The following is an 11,606-nucleotide window of genomic DNA, read 5'->3' on the forward strand; positions in this document are numbered from 1 at the left end:
CAGGAGGCACGTCATGCCCCAGAAGACGACGCGGAAATCGAGCCGCGCGAAGAACGGCCACGCGAAGGCGCGGGCGAAAGCGAACCCCACTTCGGCCGTGGACCAGGACCCCGCCAACCGTCCGGGCGTCCCCATGGAGACGGCGCCGAAGCCGCTGGCGGGTGCTCGCGCGCCCATCGCGCTCCAGCACGCGGAGGTGCCGGTGTTCAAGCACGCCGGCCGCAAGCAGATGCCGCCCGTGTTCGGCACCGCCCAGCCTCCGAAGGGGCTGAGCGGCTTGCTGCGAAAAGCGGCCTACGCGAAGCCCGACCACAAGCCCGGCCACTGGATGTTGCTGATGCTGGCGGACCGGGTGGACGTCTGGGAGCACCGGCTGCGGAAGTCCCTTCCGTGGGCCGCTCCTTCCGCGGCGGTCCTCGTCGCAGGGGGCCTGATGTGGCGGGGCCGCCGGGCGTGAGCGGGGGCGCTTACGCGTCCCGGCCGTTGTAGGGGAAGGGCGTGACCGTGGACAGGTCCAGGCCGTCCAGGCAGCGCAGGTTGACGGCGAACATCTCCTTGCCGTCCGGGCCCTTGCCGGTGGCGTAGGACTCCACGCCGCAGGTGGGGCAGTGCAGGTGGTTGATGACCTTCTTGTTGAACTGGTAGGTCTGCACCACGTTCGCGCCGGAGAGGGACTTGAACTGCTCCGGCGGGACGAACGTCAGCACCGCGCCAATCTTGTGGCAGATGGAACAGTTGCAGCTCACCACCTGCGCCAGGTCCGTGGTCGCCTCGTAGCGGACCTGTCCACAGTGGCAGCCACCCGTATACGTCTTCATCTCCGCCATGGTGCTTCCTCCCGGTGCTGCGTGATGCCCGGGCCGGAAGCGCGCTTCCGCCCACCCGGTGCGTGTGACGCGCATCAATGAACGGAGGCGGCGGGGACCGCAAGCGCGCAGGTGACGTCCCGGCGCGCTTGCGGCGGTGCGTCACGTCAGTCCGCGTACGTCGTCACGGACATCATCCGCACGAAGCGGCGGTCCGTGCTCACCGCCGCGATGGCGAAGCCCTGCGTGTAGCTCGGCGCGCCGCACCCGCGGCAGCTCCAGCCCGTCCTGTAGAGCCGGTTGCTGTTGCGCGAAATCGCCGTGATGTAGGCCACCGCGCCCTCCACCTCGTCCACGTTGTAGCTGTACGCGCTGAGCTGCCCGATGAGCTCCCGCACGGTGATGGGCTCGAAGATGCTGGCCTGCGGACCGAAGGCGTTGCTGAACGCCTCGCCCAGCGTCTGCTGGTTGGCCACGCCCTGGCCGTTGGGGATGTAGCCCTCGTAGATGCGCGCGGAAGAGAACGAGCCGGTGGCGCCGAACAGCACCGCGGGCGTCTGGGCGACGGGGTACAGGTTCAGCGGGTAGCCCGTGAGGAGCGTGTCGTTCACCTCATGGAAGTCCGCGAAGTACTTCGCCGCGGTGCCCGTCATGGACTGCTGGAAGGGCGTGTCGCTGAGGCGGGTGGTGAGATAGGCGCGCTCGGCGCTGTCCACGCCATAGCCGACGTCGTTGAGGAACGCGTCCAGCGCGTTGCGGATCTCCGAGCGGAGGACGGTCGTGCCGCCGGGGCTGCTGGCGCTCTTCGCGGCGGTGATGCTCGCCTCGAAGGCGGGGATGCTGGTGGTGGAGTCAGCGAACGCCGGAGCGGAGAACAGCATCAGGGCGCCCACCAGCGACTTCATCGACAGGGTCTTCATGGAGAGCCTCTTCATTCAAGGGGGAGTACCGCGAGCGACGCGCTGGCCAGTACCACGCTCCCCTGACACATCCGGCGTGAGGTTCCGGTGACACGCGCGCTCGTGACACGCTCGTGAAAGAGCGTGTCGCGGGACTGGAATGTTTCAGGACGTCCGCTGTGCGGCGGTGCGTCGCATCAGTCGTTCCCGAAGTCCGCTGTCCACACGGAGACCATGCGCACGAAGCGGCGGTCCGTGCTCACCGCGGCGATGACGTAGCCCCGCGTGTTCCACGGCGAAAAGCTGCACCGGCGGCAGGTCCAGTCCGCGACGTACAGCCGGTTGCTGTTGCGCGAAATCTGCGTGATGTAGGCCACCGCGCCCTCCACCTCGTCCACGCTGGGGGTGCTGCCCTTGATGGAAGTGGTGCCAAGCCGCTCGATGAGCTCCTTCACGGTGATGGGCTGGAAGGGGCCGACGGGCGGCTCGAAGTAGGTGGTGAACGCGGTGCCCAGCGTGGCCTGGTTGGCGATGCCCTGGCCGTTGGGGATGTAGCCCTCCCGGATGTCCGCGTTGGACGCCAGCGGACCGGTGGCGCCAAACAGCGACGCGGCGGTGCCGGCGACGGAGCCCTGGTACAGCGGGTAGCTCGTGAAGGTCGCGTCGTTCAGCTCGTAGAAGTCCGCGTAGTACTTCGCCGCGGTGCCCGTCAGCGACTGCTGGAACGGCGTGTCGTTGAGGCGCGTGGTGAGGTAGGCGCGCTCGGCGCTGTCCACGCCCTGGGGGCCGCCGGTGTCGTAGATGAACGCCTCCATCGCGGTCCGGAGCTCCGAGCGGAGGATGGTCGCGCCACCGGGGCTCAAGGGGCCCTGCGCCGTGGAGATGCTCGCTTCAAAGGCGGGGATGCTGGTGGTGGACGAGGCGAAGGCCGCCGGAGCGGCGAACAGGGCCAGACCGCTCAGCAGCGACGTCATCGACAGGGTCTTCATGGGGACCTCTTCATTCGCGGCCCGTGTCACGGGCGCGCGTTCAAGGGGGGCACCGCGGACGACTCGGTGGCCAGTACCACGCTCCCCTGACAGCGCTCACGCCCGTGAATCAGCGTGTCGCGAGGCTGGAATGTTTCACGATGCGGGCTGCGGTGCCGCGGGCGTGGGCACGTTGCGGCGCAGGGGCGCGAGCAGCGCGAGGAACGCGGCGGACAGCGCGACGCCCAGGAGGAACATGTTCCCGTAGCCCAGGTTGCCGAACTTCGGATCCGCGAGCAGGCCCGCCAACGGCCCGGCGGGGGCCTTGCCCGCGACCTCCACGCTGGCCAGCAGCGTGTAGTGCGTGGCGCCGATGCGCCGGTCCGTGCGCGACATCATGAACGCGAACATCACGGTGGTGAGCGCGCCGCCGAAGAACTCCTCGGTGAGCGTGACGCCCAGCACGCCCGCGTCGCTGACGCCCGCCTGCGTGAGCAGCCACCTCCCCGCGAGCGGCAACAGGCGCAGCGTTCCGGTGAGGGCCACCGCGCGCAGCAGCGGCAATCGCGCGGCGAGGAGCCCACCGCACGTGGACCCCAGGAGCGACGCGGCGGTGCCCCACGTGCCCACCCACAGGCCGATGCGCGCCGGTGTGAAGCCCGCGTCCACGAGGAAGGGCTTGTAGAGGACGTCGGACATCGTCTCGCCCAGCTTGTACGTGCCGATGAAGAGCAAGAGCCACCCGGTGCCCGGCACGGTGAGCGCGGACTTGATGCGTGCCCAGAGCGCGGGCCAGTCCAGCTTCGCTGACTCGGGGCCTTCGGCTTCGCGCGGAGGCGGCTCGCGCACGAAGAGGACGATGGTGAAGACAGTCAGGCACAGCGCCGACATGACGAGGAACAGCCCGGACCACCCGATGCTCGCGCTGGCCCACACCAGCAGGCCGCCGCCGGTGAGCATGCCCAGCTTGTAGCCCACCACCTGCGCGGTGTTGCCCAGGCCCAGCTCCTCCGGACGCAGCAGGTCCACCGCCAGGCCGTCCACCGCGATGTCCTGCGTCGCGGCGAAGAGGTTCATCACGAAGATGAGGCCCAACAGCAGCGGCAGCGAGTCCTGCCCCGCCGCGAAGGCCGCCCCCGCGCATGCGAGGGCCAGGCCCGCCTGCATGGGGAGAATCCACGAACGCCTGCGCCCGATGCGCGCGGAGCCGTAGCGGTCCACCAGCGGGGCCCACAGCGCCTTGAGCATCCATGGCAGCGACAGCGCGCCAGCGAACCCCAGCGCTGCCAGAGACACGCCGCGCGTGCGCAGGTAGACGGGCAGCGCCGTCACCTGGAAGCCGAAAGGCAGCCCCTGCACGAAGTACAGCGCGCACAACAGCCACAGCCGGGACGGGATGCGTCGCATGGTCGTGGCGCGAGCATAGGCACGCCCCCTGGCCTGAGTCGTGGGCCTATACTCGCCGTTCCAGTCACTCCCAGGGAGTCGCATGCCGGAGCGAGCCGCAACCGAGTCGGGAATCATCGTCGTGGAGCTGTCCGCCGAGCACGAGCTGGAGGCGGACCACGTGGACGCGGTGGTGGATGTGAAGGCGTCCTCGTTCTTCACCGGCAACGCGGCCTTCGCCAACGCGAAGGAGGTGGCCGCGCTGGTGCGCCTCATGGAGGACCTGGGCGTGCAGGCCTCGGCCTTCACCCTCCAGTCCGTGCAGGCGGAGACCCAGGAGGGGCTGCTCACGCGCTCCTCGTCCGCCCTCTACACGGTGCGCATCCGCCTGGTGGACATGGCCCGGGTGGGGGACGTGCTCGCCGCGCTGTCCGGCCTGAAGCAGGCGACGCTGCGCGAGCTCAAGTGGGGCTACACGCACGAGCCGGAGGCCCGGCAGGACTGGCTGGAGGCGCTGGCCCGCGAGTCGGTGAAGAAGGCGCGCCGCGTGGCCGCCGGGCTGGGCGTGACGGTGGCCGGGCTGCACCGCTTCTCCGAGCGCACCTGGGAGTCGCGGGCCTTCGGGAACCACGGCGGCGCCTACGGAGGCGGGAACGAGGACGTGATGCCCATGGCCCCGTCGGGCAGCTACAGCGTGAAGCGGACGGCCTCGCTGGGCTTCCCCGTGTCCCACCGCAAGAAGGTGCACGTGATGGCCACCGCGGAGTTCCAGACGCACCCGGCCCCCGAGTCCTGAGTCGCTCGGGGCCGGAGCTTCGACTTCACGGCATGGCGCCGGGCGTGTGCTTGAGCACGAGCGACTCCAGCCGCAGGAGCGCCTTGTCCAGCGTCTCCCACGACGGGCCGAAGGACAGGCGCACGTAGTTGCGGAAGCGCGACGCCCGCGCGCGGCGCTTGCCGGGGTTCACGTCGAAGAACTCACCGGGCACGGTGATGACCTGGTGCTCCAGCGCGGCGCGGAAGAAGGCCATGCCGTCGTTGAGCGGCGCGGGCAGCCCGGACAGGTTGCCCCAGACGTAGAACGTCCCGTCCGGCGCGCGGTCCGTGCGGATGCCCAGCCGCTCCAGCCGGGAGTGGAACCGGTCCCGCTTCTCCCGGAACGTGTGGTGGATGGCGCGCGTCTCCGCCACCACCGCGTCCTCCTGGAGCAGCGGAATCGCCGCGCGCTGCAGGGGCCGGCTGCCGCCGCCGTCCAGGAAGCTGCCCGCGCTGGCGACCGTGTCGATGACCTGCCTGGGCCCCACCGTCCACGTCATGCGCCAGCCCGGGTAGCGCCAGTTCTTGGTGAGCCCGTCGAAGAGGATGACCGGGTCGCGGTTCACGTCCTCCACGTACCTGGCGGCGCTCTCCACCGGCAGCACGCCCGGGCGGCCCGTCCAGATGTAGTGCGAATAGAACTCGTCGATGAGCAGCGAGCACTCCAGCTCGCGCGCCACGCCCACCCACCGCGCCAGCTCCTCGCCCTGCACCAGCTTGCCGGTGGGGTTGCACGGGTTGGAGAAGAGCAGCGCGGACAGCCCGCGCCCCTGAATCTCCCGGCGCAGGTCGTCGTGCGTGAAGGCGTAGCCGCGCTCGCCCTCCAGCAGGATGGGGATGGCGGTGAACGCCTTGAAGACGTCCAGCAGCTCTTCGTACGCGGTGTAGTCCGGGAGGAAGTGGCCCAGGTTCACGCTGCCCAGGCTCGCTGCGGCGCGGGTGAGGGCCGCGCGGCCGCCGCCGGACAGGCAGACGTTCTCCGCGCTGTACTGGCTGGACATCCCCTTGCGGTAGAGCCGGTTGTAGAGCCCCGCGATGGCCTCCCGAACCTCCCAGAGGCCCGCGACAGGGGCGTACTCCTGGTCCGCCATGTCCACCGTCACCGAGTGCACGCGCGACGGGGCACCGGGCAAATCCCCCGTCTCCGGCTGACCCTGGCCCAGGTTGCACCACTCCGGGTCGCCGGGACGGTAGCCGCGGCGCGTGGCCTCGGCGGTGACGAAGATGACGCCCGTGCGGGGCACGGTGCGAAACGCATGCAGGGGGACGCTGTCGCTCACGGACTACACGCTAGCGCGCCCCCTGCTTCGGCGCAGCCCCTAGCCGGCCTCTAGCCTTCGAGGGAGGCCCGGAGGAACCAGGCGTGCTTCTCGAACTCGGTGATGATGCCGGTGAAGAGGTCCACCGTGTCCGTGTCCTTGAGGCCTTCCACCGCCGTGCGGCTCTCACGCAGGCCGCCCAGGTACACCTCGATGCGCTCGGCCAAGAGCTTCACGTGCTCCAGGTCGCGCGAGGTCTCCTGCGGATATTCTGGCAGGCGGCTGTGCGTGCCCACGTGGCGGCTGGTGCCGTACGCGCGGCCGCCCAGCGTCACCGCGCGCTCCGCGATGGAGTCGTTGTGGTTGGCCAGGCTCACCGCGAACGTTTCGAACAGCGGGTGCAGCGCGGCGAACTGCGGGCCCTTGATGTTCCAGTGGGCGACCTTGATCTGCGAGTGCAGGTCCAACCCATCCGCGAGCCGCTCGTTGAGGGTGGCGGAGATGGCGGTGCGGGCCTGTTCGGACAGGGGACTCGGGCTCTTGTAGAGGGCCATGACGGACACGTTCCTTTCAGGTGAGGGGTGGGACGTCGAAGAGAAAAGACAGCGCCCCCCGGTGTCATCCACCGGAGGGCGCCAATCACAACCCAGAGATAACGACGAGGGGACTAGGACTCCAGTCCAACCGCCGCCGCGTGGATGACGCTCGCGATGCGGACCGCATCGTGCACGTGGTCCTCGCTCAGGCCGCCTTCCAGCACGACCTTCTCATGCGACTGGATGCACATCTCGCAGCCGTTGATGGCGCTGACCGCGAGGCAGACCAGCTCGAAGTCCACCTTGTTGGTCAGCACCTGGGCCAGCCGGTTCATCCGCAGCCCGGCCCGCTTGGTCGCGTACGACTCCTTCCCGATCATGTGACGGAACCGGTAGAAGACGTTGTTCATCGCCATCAGCGAGGCCGCGGCACGCGCGTCCTCGATGACCGGCGTGGCCTTGTCGCCCAGTGCCTGCTTCGCCTCGTTCAGCATGGCCTCCTTCAGCCGCTCGTTCCGGGCGGCGAAGGCGCATGCCACGGCCGTTCCCCAGCGCTGCTCGGGGGTGAGGGTCGTGCTCTCCAGGACCGCGGAGAGGTTGAGGCGGGTGTCCTTGTGGGCGTCCGCAAGCTCGCTGCGGACGACTTCGAGCGAAGCCATGGTGCCTTACCCCGCCTTCTGCAGCTTCGTGGTGAGCGTCTCCTCACCCTTCTGCCAGTTGCACGGGCACAGCTCGTCGGTCTGGAGCGCGTCCAGCGTGCGGACGGTCTCCTTGACGTTGCGGCCCACGGACAGGTCGTTCACGGACACGTGGCGGATGATGCCCTCGGGGTCCGCGATGAACGTGGCGCGCAGGGCCACGCCCTCTTCCTTGTGCAGGATGCCCAGCGCGCTGGACAGCTCGCGCTTGATGTCCGCCAGCATGGGGAAGGGCAGGTTCTTCAGGTCCGGGTGGTGCGTGCGCCACGCGTGGTGCACGAACTCGCTGTCGGTGGACAGGCCCAGCACCTGCGCGTCGCGGTCCTGGAAGTCCTTGTTGTGCTTGCCGAACTCCGCGATCTCCGTCGGGCAGATGAACGTGAAGTCCTTCGGCCACGCGAACAGGACGGTCCACTTGCCCTTGTACGTGTCGTTGGAGATGTCCTGGAACTCCTTGTTCTTCTCCAGGCTCACGGTGCCCTTCAGCTTGAAGTTCGGAAGCTTGTCGCCAACGGTCAGCATGGGATTCGACTCCTTGGGGATGGGGGGCGGGCCACCGTGGTCCACCCCAGAGGTGATGAGTTGCTACCGGGTAAAGCAGCCACCGTGCCAGCGCATCAACTGCCCTGATTCCAGGAGGTTACAGCTCCCCCTGAGATTCGCACCGGCGGGGCGGTGACGCCGGACTGGTGAATAACGAAATCCCGGTGCCTTTCGCCACTGCAATTTCGGTGGGCCGCTATTATCGCTAACACATGCCGGATGAACTGATGGGGCGCCACCCGGAAGTGACGCAGGATGCTCGGGAGCTGGTCGAGCTGGCAACCACCGAAGAAGGGGTGGGAGAGCTGCTCCGTCGGGGATTGGACTGGGTGTCGCGCGTGGTGCCCTTCGACCTGGCCACGCTGTTCCTCCTCAAGGAGGGGCGGCTGGAGGCGGTGGCGGCGCGCGGCCCGCTCGCGAACCAGGCGGTGCGCAAGCATTCGCTGCAACTGGCGGACTTCCCGTCCTTGAAGCAGGCGCTGGAGACGCGGCGGGCGCGGGCCTTCACGGAGGAGGACCACTCGCACGGGGACGGCGACCCGTTCGACGGGGTGTTGGACCTGCCCGCGGGGCACTCGTGCATGGTGGTGCCGCTGTGCGCGGGGGAGCGCTGCTATGGCGTGCTCACGTTGGACCGCGTGCAGTGTGAGACGTACGCGCAGCCGGTGGTGGACCTGGTGGAGGTCTACGGCCAGATGCTGGCGACCGCGCTCCAGGGCGCGGAGCAGCGAGCGACGGCGGAGCGGCTGCACCGCCAGGACCACGAGCACGCGAAGCTGCTGGAGTCGCAGCTGGGAGGGGACTCGGAAGGCATCCTGGAGACGTCCCTGAGTCCGGTGATGCGCGACCTGTCCTTGCGCGCGCGTCAGGTGGCGGAGACGGACACGCCCGTGCTGATCACCGGCGAGACGGGCACGGGCAAGGAGCGGCTGGCGCGGGCCATCCACCGCTGGAGCTCGCGGGCGGACCAGCCCTTCGTATCGCTCAACTGCGCGGCCATTCCGGCGGGCCTGCTGGAGAGCGAGCTGTTCGGCCACGTGAAGGGGGCCTTCACCGGCGCGAACCGCGACCGGGCGGGCCGCTTCCAGATGGCACACGGGGGCACGCTGCTGCTGGATGAGATTGGCGAGCTGCCGGTGGAGCTGCAGGCGAAGCTGCTGCGCGCGCTCCAGGAGAAGTCGTTCGAGCCGGTGGGCAGCGACAAGACGGTGCGGGCGGACGTGCGCATCCTCGCGGCGACGCACGTGGACCTGCACCAGGCCATCGCGCAGAAGCGCTTCCGCGAGGACCTCTTCTATCGCCTGAGCGTCTTCCCCTTGAGGCTGCCGCCCCTGCGCGAGCGGCGCGAGGACCTGCCGCAGCTCACCGCGTTCCTCCTGGAGGAGCAGGCGAAGCGCACGGGCCGGCGGGGCATGCGGGTGACGGCGTCAGGGCTGACGCGGCTGGCGTCCTACGACTGGCCGGGCAACCTGCGCGAGCTGGCGAACGCGCTGGAGCGCGCCACCATCCTCACGCGCGGCCAGGAGCTGACGGCGCAGTCCTTCGACCTGGCGAACGGCGAGCGCGCGCGGGAGGTGTCGGGCCCGGCGTCGGTGGAGGAGACCCCGGCGCCGCTGCCCGCGGGGGCGAAGGTGCCCACGCTGGCGGCGGTGCAGCGCGAGCACATCCTGCGGGTGCTCACGCTCACCCGGGGCCGCGTCTACGGTGAAGGCGGCGCGGCGGCGCTGCTGGGGCTCAAGCCGTCCACGCTGCAGAGCCGGATGAAGAAGCTGGGCATCGAGCGGCTGGAGGGCTTCACCGCCGCCGAGGACGCGTGACGCGGGGTCAGTACCTGCGGCTGTCCTCGCGGGCCTCGCGGCGGTCCTCGCGCGTCTCCTGGCGGTTCTGCGCCGTCTCGGTGCGAGCGAGCTGGACCAGGTCAGCGATGAGCATGCGCTTGCGGCTGAGGCTGCCGCTGTCCATCCGTCCGTAGAGGTTGTTGAGCTCCTGGGAGATGGAGCGCGTCTGCTGGAGGGCGCGGGACTCCTGGCGGGCGTCGCGCACGTCGTCGCGGTGGTCCTTGCGGTCGTCGTAGCGGTTGCCGTCGTGGCGCACCTCGCGGGCGCTGGAGCGGGCCTCCTGCTTGTCCTGGGACAGCTCGCGGCGGGTCTCGTTCAGCTCCGACGACACGTAGCGGCGCAGGTCCTCTTCCACCTGGAGCAGGTCGCGGCGCGCGGCGCGGCCACGGGCGGAGTCGTAGCGGGAGAGCAGCGACTCCACCTGGCGCAGGTCCTGATGATCATCGCGGGTCTCGCGCGCGTCCTGCCTCAGCTCCTGACGGTCACGGGACTGCTCGTGGTTGTTGCCGCGGGGACCGCCTGCGTGAGCCAGGGCCGGGAGGGACAGCGCCATCGTTGCCAGCAGCCATTTCGACTTCGACATGGGGGGCTCCATCAAGTGCGTCGGATGCCTTGATGGACGCAGTCCGCCGCTGAGAATTCACGGCGGCGAACAATCTCCCATGGGTGGGAGCAGGGACTACGACACCGCGGGTGCGACCGGGCGCGGCTTGGACGGCGCCACGGGGTAGTGGGCCTCCTTGCCGAAGGGCTGGTCGAAGAGGTGCGGATCCGACTGGCGCGAACGGAAGAGGTCCACGATGTAGTTCATCCGCTGGTCCAGCTTGCTCCAGTCCTTCGCGGCGGTGCCCGTGAGGCTGTCGGGAGTCTTGTCCAGCCGGCCCAGGAGCTCCTTCAGCTTCGGATCCTCGATGGTGCGCAGGTGCGGCGGGAAGAGCGTGGACTCCATTCCGGCGGGGGGCGGCAAGTCGTTGCCCAGCTTCAGCGCGCCGCCGGGCACCGCGAGCTTCATCATGTGCTCGGTGGCGATGCCCCGGAACACTCCGGCCAGCTTGTCCACCAGCGGGTTGACGACGAGGTCCACCGCGCCCGTCTTGATGGCGGCCTTGGCGGCGAGGTTGGCGGGGAAGGGCAGGGCGTTGGCGCCCGCCTCGATGCTCTTCTTGAGGATGTTGGCGAAGATCTCCTTCACCGGGGCGTTGAGCGCCTTCTCCACGAAGCCCTGGAGCTGGGTCTGCTCGTGCAGGCCCACGGTGTCGTTGGCCCGGAGCATCATCTCGGCCTTCTTGTTCGGATCCTTCTCGAACATGGCCTGCGCGTAGGTGCCGAAGGCTTCCTTGAGCAGCGGCTTGTCCGAGGGGAACCCGTCCAGGTACTGCTGGAGCTTCGCGGGGTCCAGCTGGGTGTCACCCTGGAAGGTCTCCACGAAGCGGGCGAACTCGTGGCCCACCTCCTTGAAGACGAACTGGTTGCCGTCGCCAATGGCCTTGCTGACGTTGTTGAGCGCGTCCGCGCCGGCCTTGGCGATGTCGCCGGTGGGCATGGCGGGCAGGCCCAGCTTGCGCAGCAGGTCGTCCACCTTGGACATGGCCTCGCCCACGACGCCGCCGCCCTTGAGGGCGTCCACGAAGGGCTTGGGCATGTCCTCCTGGCGGATGCTCACGCCGGCCTGCTTCGAGGCCCAGGTGGCGAAGGTGGACCAGTTGGCGTTCTCCTTGCCCAGGAGCGTGCCCATGGCGTCGGACAGGTCGTGGTAGCCCTGGGTGATGGCCAGGTTGCGCGCGACGGGGTCCTGCATCGCGGCGATGTTCGCCACGTCCGCGGCGGTGGGGTAGCTGCCCGGCGTGGGGCGCGGGC

The 11,606-nt window shown here is 69.4% G+C and carries 13 protein-coding genes; 3 read left to right on the forward strand and 10 right to left on the reverse strand.

Annotated features, from left to right (window positions below):
* Positions 1-13 precede the first annotated feature (13 nt).
* The gene (locus D7Y15_RS27585; RefSeq protein ID WP_121754443.1) at positions 14-457 is read left to right on the forward strand and encodes a hypothetical protein; all 444 of its coding nucleotides are present in this window, start codon (positions 14-16) and stop codon (positions 455-457) included.
* A 10-nt stretch (positions 458-467) separates the two neighbouring features.
* Here D7Y15_RS27585 and D7Y15_RS27590 read toward each other — a convergent pair whose 3' ends face one another.
* From D7Y15_RS27590 to D7Y15_RS27605, 4 genes are all read right to left on the reverse strand, one after another.
* Positions 468-827 (reverse strand): GFA family protein, encoded by a 360-nt coding sequence (locus tag D7Y15_RS27590; protein ID WP_120577988.1) that lies wholly within the window; start codon positions 825-827, stop codon positions 468-470.
* 146 nt (positions 828-973) lie between these two features.
* Positions 974-1,726, reverse strand: a complete 753-nt coding sequence (locus tag D7Y15_RS27595; RefSeq protein WP_121754444.1) for a hypothetical protein — start codon at positions 1,724-1,726, stop codon at positions 974-976.
* A 176-nt stretch (positions 1,727-1,902) separates the two neighbouring features.
* Positions 1,903-2,694: a hypothetical protein gene (locus D7Y15_RS27600; RefSeq protein ID WP_120577986.1), complete on the reverse strand. Its 792-nt coding sequence runs from the start codon at positions 2,692-2,694 to the stop codon at positions 1,903-1,905.
* A gap of 135 nt (positions 2,695-2,829) precedes the next feature.
* Positions 2,830-4,080: an MFS transporter gene (locus D7Y15_RS27605; RefSeq protein WP_121754445.1), complete on the reverse strand. Its 1,251-nt coding sequence runs from the start codon at positions 4,078-4,080 to the stop codon at positions 2,830-2,832.
* A gap of 82 nt (positions 4,081-4,162) precedes the next feature.
* On the opposite strand from D7Y15_RS27605, the gene D7Y15_RS27610 reads away from it, so the two are divergent.
* Entirely contained in the window at positions 4,163-4,855 is a 693-nt protein-coding gene (locus tag D7Y15_RS27610) for an SIMPL domain-containing protein (RefSeq protein ID WP_120577984.1), read from the forward strand.
* A 25-nt stretch (positions 4,856-4,880) separates the two neighbouring features.
* On the opposite strand, the gene D7Y15_RS27615 is transcribed toward D7Y15_RS27610, so the two are convergent.
* The 4 genes from D7Y15_RS27615 to D7Y15_RS27630 all read right to left on the reverse strand — a co-directional run bounded on the left by D7Y15_RS27615 (position 4,881) and on the right by D7Y15_RS27630 (position 7,890).
* On the reverse strand, positions 4,881-6,155 hold the full coding sequence (locus tag D7Y15_RS27615; protein ID WP_120577983.1) for a pyridoxal phosphate-dependent aminotransferase: 1,275 nt from the start codon (positions 6,153-6,155) through the stop codon (positions 4,881-4,883).
* Between the two features lie 50 nt (positions 6,156-6,205).
* Complete coding sequence (gene dps / locus D7Y15_RS27620; protein ID WP_120577982.1) at positions 6,206-6,688, reverse strand: DNA starvation/stationary phase protection protein Dps; 483 nt, start codon at positions 6,686-6,688, stop codon at positions 6,206-6,208.
* Positions 6,689-6,801: 113 nt separating this feature from the next.
* Positions 6,802-7,329, reverse strand: coding sequence for a carboxymuconolactone decarboxylase family protein (locus tag D7Y15_RS27625; RefSeq protein WP_120550488.1), 528 nt, complete (start codon positions 7,327-7,329; stop codon positions 6,802-6,804).
* Positions 7,330-7,335: 6 nt separating this feature from the next.
* Positions 7,336-7,890 (reverse strand): peroxiredoxin, encoded by a 555-nt coding sequence (locus D7Y15_RS27630; RefSeq protein WP_120557013.1) that lies wholly within the window; start codon positions 7,888-7,890, stop codon positions 7,336-7,338.
* A gap of 233 nt (positions 7,891-8,123) precedes the next feature.
* Here D7Y15_RS27630 and D7Y15_RS27635 point away from each other — a divergent pair, with 233 nt between their 5' ends.
* Entirely contained in the window at positions 8,124-9,728 is a 1,605-nt protein-coding gene (locus D7Y15_RS27635; protein ID WP_233597127.1) for a sigma 54-interacting transcriptional regulator, read from the forward strand.
* A 7-nt stretch (positions 9,729-9,735) separates the two neighbouring features.
* On the opposite strand, the gene D7Y15_RS27640 is transcribed toward D7Y15_RS27635, so the two are convergent.
* Both D7Y15_RS27640 and D7Y15_RS27645 read right to left on the reverse strand, forming a co-directional pair.
* Positions 9,736-10,332 carry a hypothetical protein gene (locus D7Y15_RS27640; RefSeq protein WP_120577980.1) on the reverse strand — a complete coding sequence of 199 codons (597 nt, stop codon included), beginning with the start codon at positions 10,330-10,332 and terminating at the stop codon, positions 9,736-9,738.
* Positions 10,333-10,428: 96 nt separating this feature from the next.
* Positions 10,429-11,606 (reverse strand): hypothetical protein (locus tag D7Y15_RS27645; RefSeq protein ID WP_121754446.1); only part of this gene is annotated, 1,178 nt, incomplete at its 5' end.

The organism is Corallococcus sp. AB030, from assembly GCF_003668965.1.
GTDB classification, from domain to species: domain Bacteria; phylum Myxococcota; class Myxococcia; order Myxococcales; family Myxococcaceae; genus Corallococcus; species Corallococcus exiguus.

What these genes read in the sequence shown, in the direction of transcription:
- D7Y15_RS27625 (WP_120550488.1), bottom strand. Translation starts at nt 7,329, where the DNA reads ATGGCTTCGCTCGAAGTCGTCCGCAGCGAGCTTGCGGACGCCCACAAG.
- D7Y15_RS27635 (WP_233597127.1), top strand. Translation starts at nt 8,124, where the DNA reads ATGCCGGATGAACTGATGGGGCGCCACCCGGAAGTGACGCAGGATGCT.
- dps (WP_120577982.1), bottom strand. Translation starts at nt 6,688, where the DNA reads ATGGCCCTCTACAAGAGCCCGAGTCCCCTGTCCGAACAGGCCCGCACC.
- D7Y15_RS27590 (WP_120577988.1), bottom strand. Translation starts at nt 827, where the DNA reads ATGGCGGAGATGAAGACGTATACGGGTGGCTGCCACTGTGGACAGGTC.
- D7Y15_RS27610 (WP_120577984.1), top strand. Translation starts at nt 4,163, where the DNA reads ATGCCGGAGCGAGCCGCAACCGAGTCGGGAATCATCGTCGTGGAGCTG.
- D7Y15_RS27630 (WP_120557013.1), bottom strand. Translation starts at nt 7,890, where the DNA reads ATGCTGACCGTTGGCGACAAGCTTCCGAACTTCAAGCTGAAGGGCACC.
- D7Y15_RS27585 (WP_121754443.1), top strand. Translation starts at nt 14, where the DNA reads ATGCCCCAGAAGACGACGCGGAAATCGAGCCGCGCGAAGAACGGCCAC.
- D7Y15_RS27595 (WP_121754444.1), bottom strand. Translation starts at nt 1,726, where the DNA reads ATGAAGACCCTGTCGATGAAGTCGCTGGTGGGCGCCCTGATGCTGTTC.
- D7Y15_RS27600 (WP_120577986.1), bottom strand. Translation starts at nt 2,694, where the DNA reads ATGAAGACCCTGTCGATGACGTCGCTGCTGAGCGGTCTGGCCCTGTTC.
- D7Y15_RS27640 (WP_120577980.1), bottom strand. Translation starts at nt 10,332, where the DNA reads ATGTCGAAGTCGAAATGGCTGCTGGCAACGATGGCGCTGTCCCTCCCG.
- D7Y15_RS27605 (WP_121754445.1), bottom strand. Translation starts at nt 4,080, where the DNA reads ATGCGACGCATCCCGTCCCGGCTGTGGCTGTTGTGCGCGCTGTACTTC.